Source organism: Paenibacillus antri (genome assembly GCF_005765165.1).
GTDB lineage: Bacteria > Bacillota > Bacilli > Paenibacillales > YIM-B00363 > Paenibacillus_AE > Paenibacillus_AE antri.
Window position 1 is genome coordinate 303,083 of sequence record NZ_VCIW01000004.1, and the last position, 24,401, is coordinate 327,483.

At 47.4% G+C, this 24,401-nt stretch carries 22 protein-coding genes and 2 pseudogenes; 23 read left to right on the plus strand and 1 reads right to left on the minus strand.

Going from position 1 to position 24,401, the window contains the following annotated elements; all coding sequences use genetic code 11:
• Nucleotides 1–59 precede the first annotated feature (59 nt).
• The 21 genes and pseudogenes from FE782_RS09060 (at nucleotide 60) to FE782_RS32255 (ending at nucleotide 22,158) form a co-directional block, all read left to right on the plus strand.
• On the plus strand, nucleotides 60–1,247 hold the full coding sequence (locus FE782_RS09060) for an NAD(P)/FAD-dependent oxidoreductase (protein ID WP_138193754.1): 1,188 nt from the start codon (nucleotides 60–62) through the stop codon (nucleotides 1,245–1,247).
• Nucleotides 1,248–1,304: 57 nt separating this feature from the next.
• Nucleotides 1,305–2,168 carry a sigma-70 family RNA polymerase sigma factor gene (locus FE782_RS09065; protein WP_138193755.1) on the plus strand — a complete coding sequence of 288 codons (864 nt, stop codon included), beginning with the start codon at nucleotides 1,305–1,307 and terminating at the stop codon, nucleotides 2,166–2,168.
• A 400-nt stretch (nucleotides 2,169–2,568) separates the two neighbouring features.
• Nucleotides 2,569–4,314 (plus strand): cache domain-containing sensor histidine kinase, encoded by a 1,746-nt coding sequence (locus tag FE782_RS09070; protein ID WP_158299313.1) that lies wholly within the window; start codon nucleotides 2,569–2,571, stop codon nucleotides 4,312–4,314.
• Nucleotides 4,315–4,329: 15 nt separating this feature from the next.
• Complete coding sequence (locus FE782_RS09075; protein WP_138193757.1) at nucleotides 4,330–5,073, plus strand: response regulator transcription factor; 744 nt, start codon at nucleotides 4,330–4,332, stop codon at nucleotides 5,071–5,073.
• Between the two features lie 117 nt (nucleotides 5,074–5,190).
• Nucleotides 5,191–6,534 carry an ABC transporter substrate-binding protein gene (locus FE782_RS09080; protein WP_158299314.1) on the plus strand — a complete coding sequence of 448 codons (1,344 nt, stop codon included), beginning with the start codon at nucleotides 5,191–5,193 and terminating at the stop codon, nucleotides 6,532–6,534.
• 70 nt (nucleotides 6,535–6,604) lie between these two features.
• Nucleotides 6,605–7,549 carry a carbohydrate ABC transporter permease gene (locus tag FE782_RS09085; protein ID WP_238392396.1) on the plus strand — a complete coding sequence of 315 codons (945 nt, stop codon included), beginning with the start codon at nucleotides 6,605–6,607 and terminating at the stop codon, nucleotides 7,547–7,549.
• A complete protein-coding gene (locus FE782_RS09090; protein ID WP_238392397.1) occupies nucleotides 7,539–8,381 on the plus strand; it encodes a carbohydrate ABC transporter permease in 843 nt (280 codons plus the stop codon). Before FE782_RS09085 ends, FE782_RS09090 begins: the two co-directional genes overlap by 11 nt.
• A 24-nt stretch (nucleotides 8,382–8,405) precedes the next feature.
• The gene (locus FE782_RS09095) at nucleotides 8,406–9,482 is read left to right on the plus strand and encodes an amidohydrolase family protein (protein ID WP_138193760.1); all 1,077 of its coding nucleotides are present in this window, start codon (nucleotides 8,406–8,408) and stop codon (nucleotides 9,480–9,482) included.
• Nucleotides 9,483–9,487: 5 nt separating this feature from the next.
• Nucleotides 9,488–9,862, plus strand: a complete 375-nt coding sequence (locus FE782_RS09100) for a Rieske (2Fe-2S) protein (protein ID WP_138193761.1) — start codon at nucleotides 9,488–9,490, stop codon at nucleotides 9,860–9,862.
• A 385-nt stretch (nucleotides 9,863–10,247) separates the two neighbouring features.
• A pseudogene (locus FE782_RS32760) lies at nucleotides 10,248–10,352 on the plus strand (carbohydrate ABC transporter permease); the annotation flags it as partial.
• Nucleotides 10,353–10,370: 18 nt separating this feature from the next.
• Nucleotides 10,371–10,955, plus strand: a complete 585-nt coding sequence (locus tag FE782_RS09110) for a hypothetical protein (protein WP_138193762.1) — start codon at nucleotides 10,371–10,373, stop codon at nucleotides 10,953–10,955.
• Nucleotides 10,956–11,311: 356 nt separating this feature from the next.
• On the plus strand, nucleotides 11,312–12,466 hold the full coding sequence (locus FE782_RS09115) for a phosphodiester glycosidase family protein (RefSeq protein WP_158299315.1): 1,155 nt from the start codon (nucleotides 11,312–11,314) through the stop codon (nucleotides 12,464–12,466).
• 187 nt (nucleotides 12,467–12,653) lie between these two features.
• Nucleotides 12,654–13,769, plus strand: coding sequence for a hypothetical protein (locus FE782_RS09120; RefSeq protein WP_138193764.1), 1,116 nt, complete (start codon nucleotides 12,654–12,656; stop codon nucleotides 13,767–13,769).
• A gap of 263 nt (nucleotides 13,770–14,032) precedes the next feature.
• Nucleotides 14,033–14,188, plus strand: a complete 156-nt coding sequence (locus tag FE782_RS32250) for a hypothetical protein (protein ID WP_158299316.1) — start codon at nucleotides 14,033–14,035, stop codon at nucleotides 14,186–14,188.
• Nucleotides 14,189–14,561: 373 nt separating this feature from the next.
• On the plus strand, nucleotides 14,562–16,379 hold the full coding sequence (locus FE782_RS09125) for a sensor histidine kinase (RefSeq protein ID WP_158299317.1): 1,818 nt from the start codon (nucleotides 14,562–14,564) through the stop codon (nucleotides 16,377–16,379).
• Nucleotides 16,372–17,931: a response regulator transcription factor gene (locus FE782_RS09130; protein WP_158299318.1), complete on the plus strand. Its 1,560-nt coding sequence runs from the start codon at nucleotides 16,372–16,374 to the stop codon at nucleotides 17,929–17,931. The genes FE782_RS09125 and FE782_RS09130 overlap by 8 nt, the downstream gene beginning before the upstream one ends.
• A gap of 109 nt (nucleotides 17,932–18,040) precedes the next feature.
• A complete protein-coding gene (locus tag FE782_RS09135) occupies nucleotides 18,041–19,351 on the plus strand; it encodes an ABC transporter substrate-binding protein (protein WP_138193767.1) in 1,311 nt (436 codons plus the stop codon).
• Between the two features lie 85 nt (nucleotides 19,352–19,436).
• Nucleotides 19,437–20,324, plus strand: coding sequence for a carbohydrate ABC transporter permease (locus FE782_RS09140; protein WP_138193768.1), 888 nt, complete (start codon nucleotides 19,437–19,439; stop codon nucleotides 20,322–20,324).
• The gene (locus FE782_RS09145) at nucleotides 20,321–21,169 is read left to right on the plus strand and encodes a carbohydrate ABC transporter permease (protein WP_138193769.1); all 849 of its coding nucleotides are present in this window, start codon (nucleotides 20,321–20,323) and stop codon (nucleotides 21,167–21,169) included. The genes FE782_RS09140 and FE782_RS09145 overlap by 4 nt, the downstream gene beginning before the upstream one ends.
• A gap of 30 nt (nucleotides 21,170–21,199) precedes the next feature.
• Complete coding sequence (locus FE782_RS09150) at nucleotides 21,200–21,985, plus strand: creatininase family protein (RefSeq protein WP_138193770.1); 786 nt, start codon at nucleotides 21,200–21,202, stop codon at nucleotides 21,983–21,985.
• Nucleotides 21,986–22,020: 35 nt separating this feature from the next.
• Nucleotides 22,021–22,158: a hypothetical protein gene (locus FE782_RS32255; RefSeq protein WP_158299319.1), complete on the plus strand. Its 138-nt coding sequence runs from the start codon at nucleotides 22,021–22,023 to the stop codon at nucleotides 22,156–22,158.
• An 88-nt stretch (nucleotides 22,159–22,246) separates the two neighbouring features.
• Here the strand turns inward: FE782_RS32255 and FE782_RS09155 are convergent, their stop codons facing one another.
• The gene (locus FE782_RS09155) at nucleotides 22,247–22,972 is read right to left on the minus strand and encodes an alpha/beta fold hydrolase (RefSeq protein ID WP_138193771.1); all 726 of its coding nucleotides are present in this window, start codon (nucleotides 22,970–22,972) and stop codon (nucleotides 22,247–22,249) included.
• 124 nt (nucleotides 22,973–23,096) lie between these two features.
• On the opposite strand from FE782_RS09155, the gene FE782_RS09160 reads away from it, so the two are divergent.
• Together FE782_RS09160 and FE782_RS09165 are read left to right on the plus strand one after the other, a co-directional pair.
• A complete protein-coding gene (locus FE782_RS09160; RefSeq protein ID WP_138193772.1) occupies nucleotides 23,097–24,041 on the plus strand; it encodes a helix-turn-helix transcriptional regulator in 945 nt (314 codons plus the stop codon).
• Nucleotides 24,042–24,205: 164 nt separating this feature from the next.
• Nucleotides 24,206–24,370 (plus strand): annotated as a pseudogene (locus FE782_RS09165) (winged helix-turn-helix transcriptional regulator); the annotation flags it as partial.
• Nucleotides 24,371–24,401 lie beyond the last annotated feature (31 nt).

Here is a 24,401-nt window from a genome sequence, read left to right on the forward strand (position 1 = left end):
TGTCACAAATCAAAGCCGTACATTGTTATATGTGCAAAACATATAGGAGCTGAGGAAAAATGAACGACTTGACATGCATCATCGTCGGAGGCGGCCATGCAGGGCTTCAAGCCCTCAAAGCAATAAAGGAAACGACCCAGGGCATGGTGAACGGACGGCGGATTCGGTTTGTTCTGATCGACAATCAGCCCGGTCATGTGCGCAAAATTCTGTTGTTCCGGCCGGCTGTTGGTGAGGAAGAGATTATGATTCCCTGGATGCATTGGTTTCCTGAAGGGGTCGAATTCGTGCAAGGCACGGTTACGTCCGTAGATAGTGGGGGAAAACGGATTCGTTATATGGATACGCAAGGAAATGATGCCCGAATTCAATATGACCTTTTGGTCGTGGCGGTCGGCAGCATCGTTCGGCGACCGAATCCCGATCAGGGCGGCATCGCCTTGACCGACCCGGGTACCGCGGCAGAAATCCGGGAACGTTGGCGTGGCAATCTGCGTAAGGCTGCTGGCGAGACGAACCCTGAAGAACGAAAGCGACTAATGACAATCGCGGTTGGGGGAGCGGGCATCAGCGGCATCGAGACGTCCGCCGAGTTGGCACTCGCCATGCGGAAGGAAGCAGCGGCACTTGGACTGAATTCGCCTGATATCTCCGTTTATTTGCTGAATACGCAGGATCGTCTGTTCCCGGAAGGACCGGAGATTATTGGACGGAAGTTAGAACTGACGCTCAGCGGATGTGGAGTGTCCGTGCTTCACAATCGTAAGGCGGTGCGGGAGGAAGCAGGAGTAGTGACGCTCTCTAATGGCGATCGTCTGCCTGTTAGCCTATGTATATGGACGATTGGCTTGATACCGAATCCGGCCCTTCGAAGCATGGGCTTGCCTCTTACTCCTGAAGGTCAAGTACTGGTGGATGAATGCTATCGCGTCCAAGGGGCTCCGGGCGTATACAGTATTGGCGACTGTGCGAGAATCTTCGATCCGAGAAACGGTAAGGCGGATCAGATGACGTGCAAAGAAGGTGGGATACAGGCGGATCGGTTGGGGAAAATCGTGATGGCCGATTTGGAGAGCCGCCCCGCCCCGGTTCACAAAAAGGTCCCATTGGATTTCTACTGCATTGGCCTAGGGGAAAATCGCGGATTGGTGTGGGGACGCAAGTGGGGACTTAATATGATTATAACGGGGAAGCCTGCGTGGAAACTCAGGAATATTGCATGGAAAGCGGGTAGTAAGCTACTGTAGAAACAAAGAGATCAAGTTTGCTGTGCGTTTAACAGACCGGAGAAGGTGAAGCGGCGAATGGAAGAACTGTACGATCAATATAGAGCGCTGTTGTTCACGCTGGCTTATCAGCTGACAGGATCTGTAGAAGATGCGGAAGACGCGGTGCAGGACGTGTTTTTTAAGGCGTTCGACGTACATCCCGAACGTTTGGAGAAACCGAAGGCGTATTTGTGCAAAATGGTAACCAATCACTGCTTTAATCTGCAAAAATCGGCACGGAAGAGGCGGTCAGTGTACGTTGGTCCGTGGCTTCCCGAACCGATTCGGACGCCTGATGCGGATACGCTCGAGACGTTGGTCGTCCGCCGCGATCTGCTGTCTTACGGCATGCTCGCACTACTCGAGCGGCTGACGCCGACAGAGCGGACGGTTTTCGTCCTACGTGAGGCGCTGAGCTTTGATTATCCCGAAATAGCAGAATTGCTCGGCAAGCGAGAGGCGAATTGCCGCAAGCTGATGAGCCGGGCAAGAAGCAAGATGGGTATATCCGAAGGGGAGACCATAAGGGCCGATGCGGCCCAAATGGAATGGATAAGCTGCTTCCTCATATCCCTCGAGCAAGGTAATGTCGATCAATTGCTGTCTCTGCTGACCGAAGATGTCATGTTCATCGCCGACGGAGGCGGCAAAGCACTCGCGTTCAAGCATCCGGTACAAACGCGCGATCACGTGGCCCGAATCCTGCTCGACGGATTCCAGAGTATAGCCCGCGACTATCAAGGAAATTTTCTCATCGAGGTTGCCCCTCTGAACGGTGAGACCGGTATAGTAATCCGTTCGAAGGACGAAACTCTGGCTGCTATATTTATACAACTCCGACGCGGAAAGCTTGCCAGAATGCATGCCGTACGAAATCCGGATAAGCTTGCCCGAGTTTAGGTAGTCGAATCTAGCTTTGAGATACCTGGATATTGATATGGTTTTCTTTTCGGCTATGGCGTCCCATAACTAAAATTATGGGACGTTTTTTTTGTTATATCAAACGGAACGTCATTCCAAATGTCGGTACGATAATCACGAATGATAGAGGCTATAACTCACAGTACCGCCCGAATCAAATCACTGTCCCACTCCTTAGCATATTTCCTCCTCTCGAAATATCTTGGCCGATACTACAGAGGAGATATATTCTACAGAGGTGGGTCATTTTCATTCCGGCGCTGTGGGTCAATTAGTGGATACAACATAGTAATTTCAAGCGAAATATGGAAGAATGGGAGAATCATCACATCAACTGCGATTTCTAGCGGCTATTTGCTGCGAGGAGGCACTCAGGACCATGGGGAAACAACCTTATTTTTTCCCTTTACGCGGAAAATTCCTTGTTTTATTCGTATTATTGATTACCGTCCCTTTCGTCATCAGCGGCATATTCACATACCGCAAGTATGCAGCGGATGTGGATCGCAATACCCGCGAGTCCACATTAACGATTATGGAGCAAATGAATTTAAATTTAGACAGGTATGTGAAAGACATCGACCGCTTGACGCAGGCTCCTCTATATGATCAGGAAATGTTAAACATTCTGACGCGATACAGTGGAACGTATGAACCGGATCTATATTTGCCCTTAGAAGTTACCGGTGACATCAATTTATTCTTATCCTCTTTCACTAGCGAGAGAACAGAAATCAAGGGGATCCTGATATTCACGAATAACGGCGGCATATTCAGCAGTTCGGCAAACACGGTTTTTAGAAATTGGGAACCTGGCGGCAATGAGTGGATGGCCGACGTTAGGGCTAGGGAGGGAGGACTGGTGATTGTTCCGCCGCATAAAGCAAATTACTATGATTTCCCGCTTGAAGTTATCTCCATTGCAAGGGAAATCGTTCATCCCCGGACCAGGACTTCGTTAGGAATAATGAAGGTTGATCTGTCGGCGGAAGGATTTGAGCGAGTGCTGTCCGTCGTCGACTTTACCCCGAATAGCCGATTTTTTATTTTCAATCAGGATCAGTTGATGGTGTATCCCTTCCATCTGATAGGGGATGAGAAGTGGTCGTTCAAGAGTGTGACACGTGACACGCCGGACCATATCGTCTCGACAGTTTCCTCGCAGTACAGCAAATTATCGCTTGTCGGCCATATTCCGCTCGAAGATCTGAGGCAGGATGCTCAGGAGTTGACGACTTTTACCGTTATCATTTCCGTTATTTCCTTATTCGTTGCTTACGGAATTGCTGTATTTATATCCAATCGTTTGGTCACACCCATTCGTCACTTGAAGGGACGGATGTCGTTGGTGCAGAATGGTTCTTTCCAAGCGAAGGCATCGATCATTCCGAATGATGAGATTGGCCAGCTTGCAATCGCTTTCAATACGATGGTGGATGAGTTGAATCGATTGGTGCGGGAAGTCTATGAAACTCGAATCAGGGAACGTGAAGCAGAGTTATCTGCATTGCAGAGCCAGATCAATCCGCATTTTCTATACAATACTCTGGAATCCATTAATATGCTCGCCATGCATAACAATCAATTGCAAATATCGGATATCGTCACGAGCTTGGGCAAACTGTTGCGGTATACGGTGGAGAAATCTGAGCGGCCGGTTACTTTGAAGGATGAGTTGCTGTTCGTCGATCATTATCTGCAGATTCAATCGTTTCGCCTGAAGAATCGGCTGCACACCGTAATCGACGTCGACCCCTCCTGCGAAGATTGCCTGGTACCCAAGTTGATCTTGCATCCATTAATAGAGAACGTCATCGAGCACGCATTGCATCAGAAGACGGTAACGCTTCGGGTAACGGCACACTTTGAGGAGGATGATCTGTTCATTCAGGTGATCGACGATGGGGTTGGTATGACAGCTAATCAGGTCGAGGAGATCAACCGCCGGATCAATAGCAGACTTCCGTCCCAGCTGGAACAAGATCAATTCGATAAAGTGAGGAAAGGATTCGGACTGAAAAATGTACACCAACGGCTTCGAATTTTGTATGGCGACCGATATGGTCTGTTTATCGAAAGCCTTGTGGCCGAGGGTTCATCGTTCGTCATTAAAATACCGGTGTAATGCGGGGGACTGGGAATGTACAGCGTTATGATTGCAGAGGACGAGGAACAAATCCGACTGGGCTTGCGGCATACGATCGAAAACGTCATTGGCGGTTACAGGGTCGTATCGGAAGCCGCGAATGGAAGAGAAGCGTTGGAACAACTGCATGGGACGCTTCCGGACATCCTCATCACAGATATACGAATGCCGGAAATGGGCGGTATTGAGTTGATTCGAAAAATTCGCGCGAGCTTCCCCGGCTTGTTTATCGTTATTGTGAGCGGCTACAGCGATTTCGAATATGCCAAGCAAGCGATCAAATATCAGGTAGCGGAATATCTATTGAAGCCGGTGAGTCGTGTGGAACTCGCCGAGGTGCTGTTAAGAATCAACGATCAACTAAGCAGGCAATTCCATGGGAAAACGACGGAGGAGGGTAAAGCAATAAGCAAAGAAGACCACCATGTGATCAGGAAAGTCAAAGAGTTCGTTCTGCAAAATTTATCCGACGACATCACACTGCAGAAAGTCGCAGAACAAGTCAATTTAACTCAGCATTATTTATCGGCGTTGTTCAAGACGGAGACCGGCCAGAACTATTCGGATTTCGTAACAGAGAGCAGGATGGCTAAGGCTAAGCTGCTGCTCAGGGAGTCTAATTTGAAAATTCATGAGATCGCTCAATTAACAGGCTATCTCAGCGCCAAACATTTCATGAACGTATTTAAGACGAGAGTAGGAACCACTCCTTCGGAATATCGGAATCAAGAATCATAAATATTCGCACCTTATCGCAATTCAGCGCCATTTTTTAATCGAGGCGAACCCAGTATACTTTGTAATTGAAAGCGCTTTATCGGCGCTTCACTAATGATTAGAGAGGGGATTGAATCTATGAGAAGGGCGTGGACCGCACTTCTAAGTTTGCTGTTGATCATCTCTGTTGCAGCAGCATGTTCGACAGGATCGAATGGGGGGAGTACTGCCCCTGAAACAACTGAACCGAGCAATACCGGGGCTGTCAAGAACGCACCGGCTCCTGGAGAGGGCAAGGACATTACGCTCAAGATGAGTATTTGGGGAGATGACAACCGCAAGCGAATGTTCGAGGAGGTCGTGAAAGAATTCACCGACGCTCACCCTGGGATCAATGTGGAAGTAATGCTGATTCCATACCAGGAATATCCGCAGAAGATCTCCATCATGGCAGCCAGTAAGACAGCGCCTGACGTGATTTGGCTGTATGACGCGATCATTCCTCAGATTCGTGATGCCAACCTACTGATGGATTTATCGGAGCTTGCGGACGATCCGGAGTATGACCTGAATGATGTGTATGCATCAAGTATGGATATTTACCGCGGGAAAGACAGCGGGTTGTACGGGATCCCGTTCTCGGCAGGTCCTAAGGTATTGTTTTACAATAAAAAGCTGTTTGCGGAGAAAGGTCTTAAGACCCCGAATGAGCTCGTAAAAGAAGGCAATTGGACGTACGAGGAATTTCTCAAGACGGCAAAAGCACTGACTGACCCCTCGCAAGGCGTGTATGGTGTGAAGATCGCAGGGGGAAGCAACTGGAAGGATGCATACACAGACACGTTCTGGTCCTTCGGAGCCGATATATTCAATGAAGACGCCACGGAATTTCTGTTAAATTCGCCGGAGTCGGCACAAGTTCTTCAGATGTTCGACGATATGATGTTCAAGGATTTCACGAACCCGAAGCCGGGAGATCAGATTTCATTCGAATCCGGCAAGATCGGGATGTTCCGAGGCAACTACAGCTACTCAGCCAGTGCCCGCAAAGCGGAAGGGCTGGAGTTCGATATCGCTCCGATGCCGAAAGGTCCCGTAGCCGACGCCCCGTTCTACGATGGCGTATCCGGATACTCCGTGATGAAAGATACGGAGTATCCGGCCGAAGCGCTTGAACTGCTCAAATTTTTCACAAGCAAGGAAGGGATGGCTAAGTTTCAAGCGACATTCCCGCCTCCGAGGAAATCGGTGCTTGAATCCGAGGCATTCGCGAACATGAACGACCAACCGTCCGCCGAAGGGATCAAATTGGCGATGTCTGAGCCGATGTCTGCCGGAGGGCGCGTAATCCCGACCCCGGAGAACTGGCAGCAAATTAATACAAAGATTCAGAACCTGCTCGATATTTTGTATACGCAAAGCGCAACGGTGGAAGAAGTGCTGGAGCGCATGGATCAAGAGGTCGCCCCGCTGTTGAAATAAGAAGTATAACTAGTGCCCTTATCGCCGAATGGATAGAAATTCGGCGATAAGGATGAAAGGAGGGAAGAACGTGCTCGGACCTAATACAGGTCAACCTACTATCGGCGGAAGACGGACGTCCAAGGGACGGCGGAAGCTATTGAACCGGGAAGAGAAATGGTATGGGTACGCGTTCGTTATGCCAATGCTGCTTGGATATTTCTTCTTCTTGTTCGGTCCGATCGTCGCTTCCTTCGCCATGAGCTTCACGAACTGGAATTTACTTGATGAGTTAAAATTTATTGGGCTGGATAACTACCGGAATGCATTCTTTGGGGATCCTGTGTTGCTAGATACGCTGAGCAACACCTTATATTTTACGATACTTTTTGTTCCGTTGAATATAATGCTTACCTTGGGACTTGCTTTGCTGATGCAGGCCTCGATTCCGGGAATGGGTTTTTTTCGCACAGCCGCTTTCGCCCCCGTCGTCACATCCATTGTCGTATGGGCGATCATTTGGAAGTATATTTTCCAGACGGATAACGGATTAATTAATGCGGTGTTGAAGACGTTCGGCGTGACCGGTCCGGCCTGGCTGTATAGTATGGAGCTGGCGATTCCGGTCGTTGTTGTCGTCTCTTTACTGAAGAGCCTTGGGATTAATATGGCCATCTTCCTAGCCGCGTTGAAGGACGTCCCCATGATGTATTACGAGGCCGCGAGAATCGACGGCGCTTCAAGATGGCGTGCCTTCTGGCATGTTACTTTGCCGCTCATCTCTCCGTCGATGTTCCTGGTGACGATGATTACGATCATCGGATCGATGAAGGTCTTCGGTCAGATTTACATTATGACAGGCGGCGGGCCCGGAACGAGTACGTATGTAATGGTGTACTATATTTACGAGCAAGCGTTCAAATACTACGAGTTCGGTTACGGGACAGCCATTGCGTTCATCCTGTTCGTTATTATCCTTCTATTAACGTTGGTTCAATGGTACGGCAGAAAGAGGTGGATCCATTTTGAACAGTAAACTTAGGATCCTGACCTTAGGACGGTTGCTGCATTATGCGGTGCTGTCGGTTGTCGCTTTCATCAGTCTGATCCCGATCTACTGGATGGCCATCACATCGGTGAAGGATTTTTCCCAGGTGTTCGTCACCCCGCCGCAATGGATTCCCAACCCGTTCAAGTGGGTCAATTATGTGGAATTGTTCGAGCGGTATCCGTACCATCTTTATTTTTTTAATAGTTTATATATCGCTGTGCTGGTAACGGCGGGAACCTGCATCGTCGCGTCTATGGCAGGCTATGCCATCGCGAAGCTGTCCTTTCCGCTGAAGAATGGAATCTTTCTGCTTTTGCTGAGCAGTATGATGATCCCGAATGAATCGACAGCCATTCCGCTATTTGTCTGGTTTGGCAATTTGGGAGTCGTCGATACACATTTCCCGCTAATTGTACCGGCGATTCTTGGAGCGGGCGGCACCTTCGGCGTATTTCTCATGAGGCAATTTTTCCTTACGATTCCGAATGAATTAGGCGAAGCGGCAAGGATCGACGGGTGTTCTCCTCTGAGATTGTACTGGAACATTATGTTGCCCTTGGCGACGCCTGCGATTGCAACCTTATCCATCTTAACGTTCCTTGGCAGCTGGAATGAATTCTTCGATCCTCTCATTTATCTGCATTCCAGCGAACTGTATACGATTCCGCTGGCGCTCGCGATGTTTACCGACGAAGGCGGAGTGAAGGGACATCTGATGATGGCGGCTTCGATGGTTGCGACGGTTCCGATCTTGACCGTGTTCTTCGTCGCGCAGCGGCATTTTATCGAAGGGATCTCTATGAGCGGTGTAAAATAACGTAATTTGGGGTGGAAAACATTTATGACGAACCTTGGTGTGATCGACTGCGACATTCATCACAATATCCCCGATATCAAGGCGATCTTTCCCTACTTACCCAGAAGGTATAAGGAGCAGATTGAAACCTGGGGGCCGCTGCATGGAGGCTTCGGTCACAATGGCGGTCGGCATGGACGGCGGTTTGATGCGTTCCCGGACGGGGAACAGGCGGGATCGAATCTGGATTTTATGATCAAGCAGCATTTCGAGGAATACAACGTCAAATACGGCATCTTGACAGGCGAGTTTAGCAGTGCTGCGATGGTAGGCGATCCTTATTATGCGGCGGCATTATGCTCCGCTTACAATGACTACACAATTGAGCACTGGCTGGAGAAGGATCAGCGCCTGCGCGGGTCTATTGTGATTCCTTATCACGATATTGCGGCTTCCGTGAAAGAAATCGAACGGGTCGGGAGCCACCCGCAGATGGTGCAAGCCTATGTTCTGGGTGGAGCGGCGCATCCGTATGGACAGAGAAACTATCATCCGATATACGAAGCTTGCCTGAAGCATGGACTGCACTTCGCCATTCACGTAGGTGCAGAAGGCGCATCCCGCAACGCAACGACAACGGGAGCGGGTTATCCATCTTATTATATCGAGGGCCGCGCGGCTCGTCCCCAAGTATTTATGGCGCATATGGCAAGTTTTGTGTTCGAAGGCGTTTTCGAGCTGTACCCGGAATTGAAGGTGATCTTCATTGAAGCAGGCGTGTTCTGGATTGCGCCTTACTTCTGGAGATTGGATCAGGATTGGAAGGCGCTCCGCCCCCAAACCCCTTGGGTGGAGAAGAAACCGAGCGAATATTTGCAAACCAATATGTACTACGGCTCGCAGCCGCTTGAAGAAGTGCCGAATAAGGCATTGTTCGATCAAATGTTGGAGGCTTCTTTCGCCAAAGACCGAATGCTGTTCTGCAGCGATTATCCGCACTGGGATTTCGATTCGCCGAAGCTCACTTTTCCGAAGATGGAGAAGTCATTATTGGACAACGTCTTGTATAATAACGCAGCCAAACTGTACGGTTTGCCGCTGCAAAACGGTACGGAGGAATAAACGAGATGGCGCGACATTATATTGGGACGACCGATCAATTTCCTGTAGGGGAGGCGACCTTAGTTCAGGTCGGCGGCCGTAAACTCGGGATTTATCGCTTCGATGACGACCAGTTCCACGCATTGTTGAATTATTGTCCGCATCAGGGGGCCGAGCTTTGCAGGGGACCGGTCACATCTTGGCTCCGATCCCCGAAGCCGGGGGAATTCCAGTACGAGAAGGAAGGGGAAATCGTCCGCTGCCCTTGGCATGGCTGGGAATTCGACATCCGCAGCGGCTGCATGGTGGTGGACCATAAAGTGCGGACGTTGACCTATGATGTAACGGTAGAGAGATTCGACGTGTCCGTCGATGAAGGCAAGGTTTACGTTAAAATATAGCGTGTCGTGAGTATCGCCCAACGTCTCGTACTGCCCTGCGCATGTCACTCGGTTTCATTCGAGCGGCATGCGCTGGTTTTATTGCATTAATATGATGTTTAATCAATATCCGAGACCGCTGTAGTACCGTGATCATGCAGAGCAGAAACTCTCAGCTATAATTCACCCGATGATTGACTTGCTTCGGTCAAAGGATCTCGTGCATAAGTACGGAGGAGAAGCGTGGAAGATACGATAGAAGCAATGATGAATGCAGATCCACGAGCACTTGCCGACGCGATCCTGCAATTGTGAATAAATTCACAATCATTATGTTCCGAAGTGAAAAGCGAGATACCCTATGAATTGTTCTAGCCTTGGAAACGCCCGTAAGGCGGGCGATATCCTCCATTTCGCGGGCGTCCTGATTTCGGTGCTGCCCATCCTCGGAGTGTATCTGGCGTTCCAAAAATATTTCGTCGAAGGTCTCGCCGGCTCCGTGAAAGGATAAGAACAGGGAGGAAATCACATGAAGTTTGCGTTCGACGTTCCGAAAAGCAAAAAAATGCGGCTGATCGTCAATACCGACTCGAAAAACGAGGCGGACGACCAGTTCGCGATCGTACATGCGCTGCTGACGCCGCGGTTCGACATCCGGGGCATCATCGCGGCCCAATTCGAGCATAACGCGATATTGCAGGGGCGACCGCCCGGCACGATGCAGCAGAGCTACGACGAAGTCGAGAAGCTGCTCGAGCTGATGGATTGCCGGACGAGCATCGCTGAACTGAAGGCGCGGGTGCAGCCGTGCGGAGCGATCGGCGATTACTTGTATCAGCAGCTGATCGACTTCAACGACTGGGTAGCCGAGCGGAATCCGAACGCACCGTGGCCGAAAGGCGAGATGTGGGCGCTCGGCGATTCGCCCGCCGTCAGCCTGCTGCTCGACGATCACGAGTACGGGTACGAATGGAAGCCTGCTCCGAGGATCGATGCGGATACGCTGCATTATATACATCATCAGAAGGATCGTCTGATCCGGGTGTACCATTACGTCGACCCGAGATTTACGCTGGAAGACATGTTCGCGAAGCTGGCCCTGCATTTCGGGTGAGCCGGAATAACGCCTAATGGCGGCACAATTACGCCGTGATCGCAGAATGCCCTTGACGCTCCGAGAGGAGGATCGAGGGCATTCCTTGTTTATGGCGACGTATCCTGTATTACGTAAAGAGAAACGAGGGACTTAATCCCAGTTACAACGGAATTGCTCTTCCGTAACACATGCTATTATTACTATTTAGTAAACTATCCTCGTGAGAGCATTTCGCTAAAGGCATTAAGAAAACAATAACAATATGGCATAAATTTTGGTAGTATTAATTTGGTTAACATTTGATCCAGGAGAAAACTAGAAATCAGTACAGGATAATGATTATGATGCTATTTAGTATTATAGGAAAGGACGAAATGATGAAAAGATGTAGGTGGATTGTTGTAAGTCTTACCTTTGTACTTTTCCTTTTTCTGACCGGAGGACCGTCAGCACTTGCCGTCAGTGTCGGTGTACTCAAGGATACCGACAGAATATATGTACCTGTCCGATATTTAAGCGAACAGTTCGGGTATGAAGCGACATGGAATCCACATGATCAAAGGATAACACTTTCGAACCAGCAAAACACGGTTATATTGCAAGTCAATTCCAGGACCGTTCATTTGAATGGAGAAGCCGTTACTACAGACGCTAGCCCTTTCATTAAGAGTGGGATTACTTTTATTCCACTTCGTTTGGTTTCGGATGCGATGGGTATAGCCGTCACTTGGGACGATCAACGTTTCCAAGTCGAGCTTATGAAAGACGGCACCAAAGTGGTTTTGCCAGTCATGACGGAACAACGCTGGAATGAAACCGTAGAGCGATCGCCAATCCAAAACAAAGCCCATACAATTCTCGTTCAAAAAAAGAAAATTAGCGCAAACGTAGTGACTGTCGATCTGCTCCACCCGAAGGTTTCTCTTAAAGTCGCTGTCGCCGAAGGGAAGGTCGGTAATGTTTCTGAGCTAAAAGAGATCGCGGCCGATAACGGAGCCGCTGTCGCAATAAACGGAACTTTTTTTGACGCTTATACTGAATCCTCCATAAAATCTCCATACGGGTATATTGTGGCTGAGGGGGAAATTGTCAATAGTGCTTCCTGGGATAAGAGGACCGTCTTTTCATTTGATCGCCAAAACACCCCAGGGATGTTTTCAGGGGAACAGTTTCTAGAGATACTAATCTCAAGTGAGGAAGAGGTGTATGGCGCACTGCAGGTCGGACCAAGACTCCTAATGGATGGCGAGGTATCCGTCGATCCGGAGAGTGAAGGATTTCGCGACCCTAAAATCTTAACCATGTCCGGCGCAAGGAGTGCACTTGGCATTACCAAAGATTACAAACTGTTGATTGTCACAACGAACGGGGCTACCATCCCGGAGTTGGCGGAAGTGATGCGGCAAACAGGGGCTTATCAAGCGATGAATATGGATGGCGGTGCATCCAGCGGGCTATGGTTGAACGAGAAATACATTACGAAACCCGGTAGAGCTATAAGTAATGCACTGCTTGTCGTTTTGAACTAAGCAAGGGAAGACGCGGAATAACATTGGGTAAACCAGACCGTTATGGAATTCCTCTTCGCTAGTTCTTGCTTAAAGACTATGATAACGTGATTGTTACCGGCACTTCCGAGAATAATGCCAATAGTTTCACCGGCTAATATGGTTATGCTCAATCATTTCTGATTGGCGGACTAAGGAAGGTTGTATTATGAACAAGGTTCTATTGTGGTTGAAAAGGTTATGGCCATTTATATTGGTGTTCTTTGGATCGCTAGTTGTGTTCATCATTGACTTTTGGGTAGAGAAATCTGACAATGCCACTGAATTCTATTCAAGATGGCTAGCCCCAACAATGGACGGTAGTAAGATCCCTCTCTTTGGATTTATCTTAGGCTTGGCAGTAGTAGGAATGCTCTGGCGTGTTTACTCTGAGTTTAAAAACGAAGAGATAAAAGAACTTCGAACCAAAATGCAACGGCAAATAGAAATGTTAATTATGGCCCATGAACAACTAAGCCCATATATGCGGCGTGAAATTCTCATGGATCTATTTCAAACCTTCGTGACGTTACACCCCTTTGTGCTTGGCGTCCAACTTTACGAATACACCAAACAGCACTTAAAAGGAAAAACGATTATCAAACTGAATTTAATTGATGGATACGTCCAGGAGCAAACGGATGCAAATGCCGTTCACCAAACGTACTTCAAATTAGACATTGGCTTATATAGGGAGTTCCAAGACGTATACAAGCGTTCATTTAAGAGGATTGACTCTGATGAAGAGGCTGTAGTTTCCGGGAGTAATTCACCCGAAGGATCTGTTGAGGTTGATGATATACCCCTTATTCAATTTATACAAAAATATAATCATCGACTTTCTGTTAAGCCGGATCTTGACCAAAATGATACTATGGAATATGCACTTGTCGAGTTAGGAATAAAGTTACTCTCCGAAATAGTTGGAATGCATGTGGAGTTATTTCTGGATCCAACTAAGAAAGACAAGCTATTATCATTAAAAAAGCGAACTGGATTTTTACAAGCGATTCTTGCCGAGATTCCGTTAACATTCGAGCACGATAAAAGCAATGAAAAGGCGGACCGGCAATATGTTGCTTGTCCGATTCACATCGACGATAAACAGTATGTTTATATGATCTTATTGGATCCAGAAATTCGAAATGAAGACGAATGGCTGGACGAAGTAGATGCATTAACGGTTGATTTTGAGTCGCGACTGGAAAATTGTCTGAAAAGGGGCTATACTGATAATAATTCGAAGAAGGGTGAGGGTAACAATGGCGAAAGCATTTCAGAATAGGATCCACCTCTCAAAATCCCGGGAAGAAGTTATCCGGGAATTAGAACGGGCCGGTATGAATGTTCGCAGAGACGATGTTACCCACAATAACTCGTATTCTTCTATTGTCGGAAATCGAACAAGGCCTTTAGTGATTCGGACAAAGCCTATTGTAGTTAAATAGAGGCATGACAAGAAAGGGCAACTTACCGTTGCCCTTTTTTTATTTCCCTTCGTACTAATGTGTTCCTTATCTGGTTACACATGAATGTAGGGGTGATGAAATGAGAAGGAAGAAAAACGAAAAATTAGCGGAAGCCGTCGTTAATGAATTAAAAAAGGGCGGTGTAGAAGCTAAAATTATTGAAAGTCACGAAACCACTAAGGCAATTGTTGGAAATCGATTAAAAAGGCTTCACATTCGAACACAGGAAAATTAGTTTAAAGGCGGACCAAAAGCAGATGGGTAAAAAGATTTACAAATGAACATATAACAAATGCTCCCGATGTTATGTTGTTACGGAGGCAATAGTTAGTCGATTTAGAGCTGCTGCAGCTCCGCAGGCTTCATGTAAGTTTGAATGACAATAAGACATCCAAGACAAGATCCGTATGGATGTTGTCTTTTGTCGTTGCCATGCAGCATCTGCAATATTGAGTTGTTGCTTTCCCCTGGTAAATATGCATAGCGGGAAAAGGGATTATAGTATATTCTGAAAGCGGATTCAGTGCCGGACTTCGTTAGGGGTTCTGCAAACTACATACGGAATCTGATAGCAACGACGGACGATGACGGAGGAGGGCATCCAAATATTGAAACCTAGGAATGGACGAACATCGCGTTTACGAAATATGAATATTTTCAGCCGTTTGCTCATTTTGTTTATATTCGCAACCATGTTGCCGATCGCTATTTACGGGATATTGCTCTACAACAAGAGTAGCAACGTCATCCAAGAGGGGATCAGTAATTCTCTGGAGTCGATGTTGATTCAAATATGTTCCAATATCGACGAGAAGATCGAGAAGGTTAGAAACGACAGTATCGAGATCAGTTACATGGACGAGATTCAAGATATATTGATCCATTATCAAGAGTATACCGAAAGAATGAAAAACAACACGAAGATCCTCATTACAGAAAGAATGAGCAGTAAATACGTATTCGACAATATCGTCTCGGAAATTACATTGTACACATTGGACGGACATGCGGTCAATGTGTACGGCAGCGATGCGTTTCGCCTGAACATGAAGGAAGATCACTTGAAATATTTCTTGCAGGAATCTTACGAGAATAAAGGAAGATTCATTGTAAAGGCGATGAATGAAGACTATGAAGAGAGAATTGCCGCCGGAGTCAACGTCGTAAGGAAAAATATTGTACTGGGGAAGGCGATCAAGAAAAAAGAGGACGGAAATGTTATCGGATACATGCTAATGACAGTCGAGGAAGAAAAAATTCGAAGTATCTATCAAGAGTTGGCAACGAATATGTCTGCAGAGATGTTCGTCTTAGATAAAAATAACGTCGTGATCTCGTCCGCCGAGGAAACCGTCAGAGTCGGCAGCAGGTTTGAAAATAAAGAAATTATCGATGGCATCGAAATCGACCGCTACTATCGGAAGACCGGAAACGAGGGAAGCATGGTCTATAATCAAACGATTAACGAAAACTGGGTATTGGTGAGCGTGATCCCTTCCACCTACTTGCATTCGGATTCTGCACCGGTGCTGCAAAATTTTATTTACGTCGGTCTCTTCAGCATCGCCTTCGGGGTTCTAATAACTGCCCTTGTCTCCTACAGCATAATATCTCCGATTAATCGGACGATAGCCGGAATTAAAGCGTTCGAAACCGGACAGATGGATGCCCGCGTCACGGTGGATGGAAATGACGAGATTACGATTTTGGCGAAGCAATTCAATAAAATGGCTAAAGAAATCAACAGATTACTTGTGAACATTCGTGAGGCGGAGAGGCAAAAGAGAAGACTGGAGATCAAAGCGCTACAAGCTCAAATCAATCCGCATTTTCTAGCCAATACGCTGAATATGATCGCTTTCATCGCGAAAATGAAGAACGAAAACTCCATCGTCACCCTCGTCAATGCGATCATTGATTTATTGAGAGGCAGCATGAAAAATGACGATAACCTGCAGACCGTCTCGGATGAAATCGAACTATTGAAAAATTACATCACGATACAAAATTATCGATTGATGAATAAGTTTGACGTTGCTTTCCACATTGACCCGGAAATAGAATCCTGTCTCATGCCGAAGTTCGTATTACAGCCGATTGTGGAAAATGCCATTATTCACGGGATCGAACCGTCGAATCGGCGAGGAATGATATCCATTACCGGTTATCGGGAGAACCGAGACATGATATTCGAAATTACGGATAATGGAGTAGGGATCGAACCGTCTGAATTCCCGAATATATTACATAATCAAAAGAACGAGGGGAAAGAGAGATTCACGGGGATCGGCATCGGAAATGTAAATCACAGAATTAAGCTAATGTTCGGAAATCAATACGGGCTGGACGCGAGAAGCGTGAAGCTCGAATACACGACATTAAGAATTAAATTACCCATAAAGAAGCAGGATGAAAAACATGATTAAGCTCATGCTTGTAGACGACGATCCGACGGTTTTGGTGGAATTGAAAAAAATGATCGAATGGGATGCGCTGGGTTGTACTTTAGCCGCGGAGGCTACCAACGGGAAGTCCGCCATGGAATTACTCCAGGAGAATAAACCGGATATCGTGTTTACCGATATGAGTATGCCGAACATCTCCGGCGTGGAGTTTATCAATTATATCCATGAACTGAACGCAGAGATTAAAGTCGTGGCTTTAAGCGCATATGAGGATTTCGATTACGTACGAGGAAGCTTGAAGAATGGCGCCAAGGATTATTTATTAAAACATCGGATTACGAAAGAGAACATTAATGATTTGATTCGATCTATGATACGGGAAATTCATGAAGCGGGCCAAGGCAAGACGTCGGCGGCGACGGGAGAGAGCAAAGAGGACCTGTTATATAAAATCGTTAACGAATATGCGGAGATCGATAATCCGGACGTCTTGCTAAAGGGTCTTAAGTTGTCGTGGTTATCGGAGGATTTGATCTTGGCCGTCGGCGGAATGGATGTCCGCTTCGAAGAGATGGACGGAGAGTACACCGATGAACTGACCATGCGAATCATGATTGACGAGACGATCAAGTACTATCGGGATTATGCAATGCTCCCGATAGAACCGGGGATCTTCCTGCTTGTATTTAGTGCGAAGGAAAAGTCAAAAAGGGAAATCGAGGAGGTCTTGCGGCAGATCCAAATCACGTTGTTTCGGTTTTGCAGTCTGGAAATATCGTTCGCCGTATCCGACCTGTTCGCCGGTATCGAAAATATTAAAATGCAACGCCAGCTTAATAGAAGTATCCTGCTCGAAAATTATTTTCAGGGGAATCGGAAGTTTATCGTGCAACGGGAGGGGATCGGAGAGCCCGATAAAATTCTTGATAACCAACTGTTAACCCAACTGGATGAAACGTTGTACTTGAAGGATCAGAACATTAGCGAGTATTTCGAGGCTTTCTTTACGGAATTAATGAACAGGCACTTATCAAGGGAGTGGGTACAAGTCCTGTTTATGGAGATCATTATGTTCCTTAAAAGAAAAATCAATCAATTGCAACTCGAGGAGGAGGCTATCTTTCGTAACGAACCACCCTATGAAGCGTGGAGCTCCTTCGGCACGTACGAGGAAATCAAAAATTATTTGATAAGGGTCTGCATCGGGCTGAAAAACGAATTGAAGAAGAAAAGATATACGTACTCGAAATACTCGATTTCGGATAAAGCCATGAAGTACGTGGAAGAAAACTATAAAGAAAAGCTTACGTTGCGCGAGATCGCGGATGCATTGCTCGTCAGCACCTCGTACCTTAGCAGAACGTTCAAAAAAAGCACAGGCATCAACCTAGTCACTTATATTAACAGAACGAAGATGAGGCATGCGAGAGAGATGATATTGCAAGGAAAACTTTCGTTACAGGAAATCGCTTACGAGATTGGTATTCAAAATTATAATTATTTTTACATTTTGTTTAAAGAGACATACGGAATATCGCCTTCGGACTATATTCGAAGCATCGAAAGCGATTAAAGAAGACAAAATAGTAAGAAAACAGGATGGAGTTCTTAATGTTCAAGATCCCCCATCGAAAATTACAATGAACTTGTAAAATCATTGCATACCATAAGGGGAGGTTCCTATGAACAGAAGAGCATTATCGTTACTCCTACTAAGCGTGATCGTCGTAACGATCGCGGCATGCAATTCCGCGGCTCCTTCAAACTCGAATAATGAAAGCGCAAACAAGACGCAATTGACGTTCTGGACGTACGTGGAACAACACTCGGAGTTTTTTCAAGATGCGGCGCAAACTTGGAACGAGAAGCATCCAAACGAACAAATCGAGTTAACCACCGAAACGTATCCGTTCGCGGATATGCATAGTAAGTTGCTGATTACATTGCAATCCGGCGACGGCGCGCCCGACATCGTGGACGTTAACGTATCCAGATTCAGCGACTTCATGCAGGGCAACGAAGAAGTGTTCGTTCCGCTAAATAACGTAATTGAACCGGAGAAGAGCAGTTTCCTTGAGCCTGTGCTAGATATTTATAAATATAACGGGAATTATTATGGGATCGAATATCACGTCGGCGCTCCCATGATGTTTTACAACACGGAAATTCTGGGTCAAGCCGGCGTAAAGGTAGAGGACATTGTGACTTGGAACGACCTGCATGAAGCGGGCAAGAAAGTCCTTGCCGCGACCGGCAAGCCGATCATTACCTTCGAGGTGAAAGATTCCTGGAGCTATTACATCATGACCGGCCAACAAGGCGGCGATTACTTCGACACAGAAGGCAATGTTATTATCGACAGCGATATCAATGCGAAGACGCTTGACTTTATGCTGAATATGCTCGCGGACGGAACCGCGGTCACCACGCCCGGCGGCGGATTTCATACAGAAGAGTACTATGGATTTATGGCGAAGAACGGCGCGGCTTCGATGTTGGAATGCATGTGGTATATGGGGCGATTCACGGACTATATGCCGGAATTGGCAGGGAAAATCCAAATGGCGGCCCCGCCGGTGTGGGACGAAAACAGCGTATATCCGGTGTTCGGCGGAACGGCGACGAGCGTCACCACCCTGTCGAAGAATCAGGATCTCGCAGTGCGGTTTTTGGCGGAAGCGAAAATCAGCGAGGAAGGTGCCGGGAAAATCTGGAACGTCTTAGGCTTCGACCCGCTGCGATGGGACATATGGGAGACTGACGTCATGAAGCAGGATAACAAATTTACCGCGTATTACGGCAAGGACATCTTCGATATCGTTCTCGGGATGAAGGATAAGTTCCAAACGTCCAACATTACGGCGTCGCCGAAGTTTTCTTTAGCCAACTCATTAGTTTCCGGGGACATTTTATTCAAGGTACTTAGCGAGAAGAGCGCAACGCCGGAAGAAGCGCTGAAGAGCGCAGCGGACCAGATTAAGAATTCCAAGTAAACCGTTCGGTTCAAGCTGCCGCAATATGAGTGTTGTGGCAGCTTGTTTCCGATTGTTCGAGAGAAATCGAAGAAGGTGATTCTTAGTGTTGACCAAACGAACAGCTCCTTATTTTTTTTGCGCCCCTTTCATCATTACCTTCCTAGTTTTTATGCTGTATCCGATGTACGACATGGTGTACCGGAGCTTCTATAAGTTGGAAGGCATTCGAACGTATCGGTTTGTAGGATTCGATAATTACCAGAGGATATTGACGGATCCTCATATCCCTAACGCGATGGTAACCACATTGGGATTTACGCTGGGTATCGTGATCGTAAACTTGGTCGTGCCTTTGTTGTTGGCGATTGTATTGCATCACAATTTAACGCCGTTTAAAAATATATTCAGGTCCGCCTTCTACATTCCGGCATTAACTTCGATCGTCGTCGCGGGCATCTTCTTTCGTTTATTCTTGGCCGGGAACGCGGATACACCGCTTAACGCATTAATGACTCTTTTGGGTAACGAACCCAGGAACTGGCTATTCGATACGAAGATCACAGGAATCATCGCTTTAGTGTTTACTTCGACTTGGCGATGGTTAGGATTAAATATATTATATTTTCTAGCTGCTTTGCAGACGATTTCGCAAGAGATATACGATGCCGCGCACGTGGATGGGGCCAGCGCAATTCAACGATTTACGCATGTCACTCTGCCTGGCATCCGTCCGATTCTCATTTTCGTGATGACGATCTTAACCTACGGCGGCTTGCGTATGTTCGGCGAAAGTTATGTATTGTGGGCAGGAGGCACAACTCCTGGGGATATCGGCTTAACCATTGTATTGTATATTTACCGTACGGCATTCGGTCATTTCGACATGGGCTATGCGTCTGCGATGTCTGTCGTATTTTTCGCGATATTGATGATTCTGAACTTCATCTATATATCAACCATGGGGATCGGGAAGAGGGGAGAGGAACGATGACCGGCACCCGAACGAGAAAGGCGTACCAAATCAGCGTCTTCCTGCTTCTGTTTCTACTGGCCGCAATCTCATTAGGGCCGTTCATATACTTGCTGGTCACTTCCTTCGTGACCGACATGAGCCAGGTATTCAAGAACGGAGTTGCATTGAAAATCAGCGTTGATATGTTAAGTCTGGAAAGCTACAAACTCCTGTTGGAGGACAATGGGGGGATGTACTTCGCATGGTTCAAGAACAGTGTAGTCTTGACGATTCTCTACACGTCGCTTTCGATCCTGTTTTGTTCCATGGTAGGCTACGGAATATCGATGTATGAATTTAGAGGAAAGAGAATCTTCGTTCTTCTCGTGTTGAGCACGATGATGATTCCGGTGGAGACGCTAATGATTCCGCTTTACAATGAAATCAGCAGCATGAAGTTGACGAATAACTACTTTGGCGTAGTGCTGCCTTTCATGGTGGCACCGTTTACGGTTTTCTTCTTCATGCAATACGCGCGGACCCTCTCGAAAGACTTCATGGAAGCGGCCAGAATCGATGGTTGCGGGGAACTCGGAATTTTCATTAAGATCATGGCTCCTTTGATGAAGCCGGCGATAACGTCAATGGCCATTTTGCAAGCTACCAACTCCTGGAATGACTTTCTATGGCCGCTTATCGTGATGTCGAAGAGCGAACAGTTTACGTTGACGGTCGGAATCCAAACCTATTTATCCCCGTATGGGAATAACTATAATTTACTTTTTGCAGGCGGCGTCATATCCGTAATCCCCGTCATCCTCTTGTTCTTTGCGTGTCAGCGTCTATTTATGGAGGGTATGATTCAAGGCGGGATTAAAGGATAAGAATAACCGATTGCGAAGGGGAAGGATCGTATGGAGCTAAGATTTCATTATTTGCGACCGAATCAAATTACAGCGAGGAGAACCGAATTCCCGGTCGCCTATGTTCCGCTAGGGACTTTGGAATGGCATGGATTGCATAGTCCGATGGGAGCGGACGGGCTACAAGCGGAGGAGATGGCGCTCCGCTGCGCCCGAAAAGGCGGGGGCATCGTATTCCCTACAGTGTATTACGGGGAGAGCCGGGTGAATTCTTTGCTCGAATCGGATACGAAGTACCAAGAAGGAATCTGCGACAGAATGAAATTGCAAAAGGACACTTTCGCCGAGGAAAAATTCCCGTATACGGGAATCCAACAAGTAGAGCATTGCAATCATCATCTGATCCACATCATCTCGGAAGTCGCCTCCTACGGATTTCAGCTCGTCGTCTTCGTGATCGGGCATTATCCTCTAATCGAAAATGCAAGATGCGCGGCCATCACCTATAACCAATGGGCGTATGATAAGAGGTGGCATAGGATTGGAACCATGGCTGTAGCGGATTTTCTACTGTTGCGGGATCGCATACCGAACGCAGGCGACCATGCCGGAGGCTGGGAAACCTCTCATCTGTTGGCATCGCACCCGGACACGGTAGACTTACGTTTGGCGGAGGACGACCTACAATTCGGGATCATGAGTAGAAGAAATCCTACAGAATCGTCGGCTGCTTTCGGGAATGAAATCTATGATCTTGCGGCGGACTCGATTGTCGAACGGGTTCGCCTGTGGATGGCCGCCCCCGATAAGCAGATGGGACACGGTATGAATTTATAAGGCAAATACCGGATTACTCGGCATAAGCCCGCTAGATGGACACTTTGCAGGCGGCGGACTACGCGGCCACCGTTGCGACAGCCGAGCGGCTGCTTGAGGAAGCCGGGCTGAGCGAGGCGGAGAAGGCGGCAGTGTTCGGCGGCAACGCCGTGCGGGTGTATAAGCTGGCGTAGATGAGGAAGGCTGCAGTTCATCGGAAGATGAGTTTGCAGCCTTTGCGTTCGGAACCGCAGGCTCCTTCTTCTACGCCATAATGTAAGGTTACCGCAGTTCTTCCGATAAGAAATTTTCCAGTATCGCTCTCAAGCCTTCCGGATTACTCAACATTGGTAAATGTCCGGTCTCCAAGGTTTGTACGAATTGCGGGGAAAAGTTTGAAATCATTTTATCTTGTAGAGAAAGAGGGAACTCTTTATCGTTGGCTAGCTTCACGTATAGCTTTCGTACATCAGGGACAGTCACGTTGATTCGATCTGTATACACACGAACTGCCTCGGGAATGAAGCCTCCCACGATATCCGTTGCTTGTTCCGGTGAGAGATCGCTGCATAATCCCTTACGGATGGCCGACTCTGGCGGTTTTGTACCCAACGTTCGCAGGATAACAGACATGATAAGTTTTTGGGGCAACGGTAAAATGGATAAGAATGAACCGCCATTCTTCGGGATGGCTGCCCCAACAGCGACAATTCCCGCCAGTCGATCCGTCAGTTCGGATGCCAGTCTGTGAGCAAGGACACCGCCTAGCGAATGCGCGACAATGACAATTTTGCGCGGCCCCCATTCATCCACTTGTCTTTTCGCATGCGTCACATAATCCTCCAAAGAAAGACCGCGCCTTGAATCAAACGAGCTTTTCCTCAAAGGAAACTCAACAAGTAAATAAGGATGTTCGAATCCCTCCACAACCTTACTCCATACGCGGGCTTCCAAGCCTGCTCCATTGACGAACACAAAACCTATTTTTTCTTGAGAATGCTTTAACATATTGATCAACCCCCTATTGATTGTCTATTCCGATTACGAATAAGATAATGGTATCACAAAAATAAGACAGATTATGTCTTGTTTATTCGGTAAAATGAAAAAAAACGGGGAATGAGGTGGGCCATTGCAAAAATCACAGCGTCTTATCCAATTGATGATGAGGATCAACGCCAAGCGATCCTTTACGGTTAGGGAGCTGGCCGATGAATTCGGCCTGTCCACTCGAACGATTACAAGGGATCTGCAAGAGCTTAGCGAACTCGGTGTCCCGGTTTACTCCATTCAGGGAAGAGGAGGAGGCTACAAGCTTCTCCAGGAGAGACTTCTGCCGCCGATCAGCTTTACCGAAAACGAAGCACTCGCGATGTTTTTTGCATGTCAGTCGATGGATTATTTCAGCTCTTTACCTTTCGGCGAGGGGGCCGATGCAGCGCTTCACAAGTTTTATCATTACTTACCTGCTGATGTAAGAGAACAGATTGATCGTCTAAAAAGCAGGGTCATGTTCTGGAGCCCTTATCGATCGATGTCTGCGGAGGTTCTCCAAACGCTCCTGCAAGCAATAATGATCCGCAGTGTAGTGACCATCCAGTATAAATCTAGCAGAGGCGTATCGGAGCGGAATATTCAGCCTATCGGTCTTTATGCCAGTTCCGGTTATTGGTATTGTCCTGCATATTGCTTCACAAGAGAGGATATTAGGCAGTTCAGGGCCGATCGGATCCTCTCCGCCGAGCTCAACGGAACCGTTCCTTGCCGGTCGGATATAAGCCAGAAGACTTTGTTGGATAAACCCAATAAGGACGATCTGGAACAGACTACACTTGAACTTGAGATGACGAAGAAAGGGGTGTGGCTGCTGGAATCCAACCCTCGTTTTGGTCCATTCATACGGCGCAACGAGGATGGCAGCGGAGCACTAACGATGGAGATTGCGGTGCAGGACTTGAATTTCTACGTGGATATGATCTGGCAATGGGGGGATGAAGTCAAAATCGTGGGGCCGGCGGAGGCCAAGGCGTACATGCATCAAAAAATTGAGGATATGCGCTTACTTTATGTTCGCTGAGCTTTACTGGGGAGTGCAATGCATGTAAGAAGTGACGGCGAATCATGGTAACATCAGTGTTTTTCATGGCCCGAAATCGAGGAGACGCCGGCGCAGGATTAACCCCGTGTTAGAAAGTATTCGAACGCAGGTAAAAAATGAACATAGAGAGGCGATGCTACGTTATGCAGGAAACCGATAAAATATACAACACCGCGGTTGAAGCCACTCTTGAAGTGATCGGCGGAAAGTGGAAGCCTGTCATTCTGTTCCATCTCACGTTCGGGAAAAAGCGCAATGGGGAACTGAAGCGCCTGATGCCCGCCATAACTCAAAAAGTGCTAACTCAGTAGCTGGGGGAGCTAGTGGATGATGGAATCG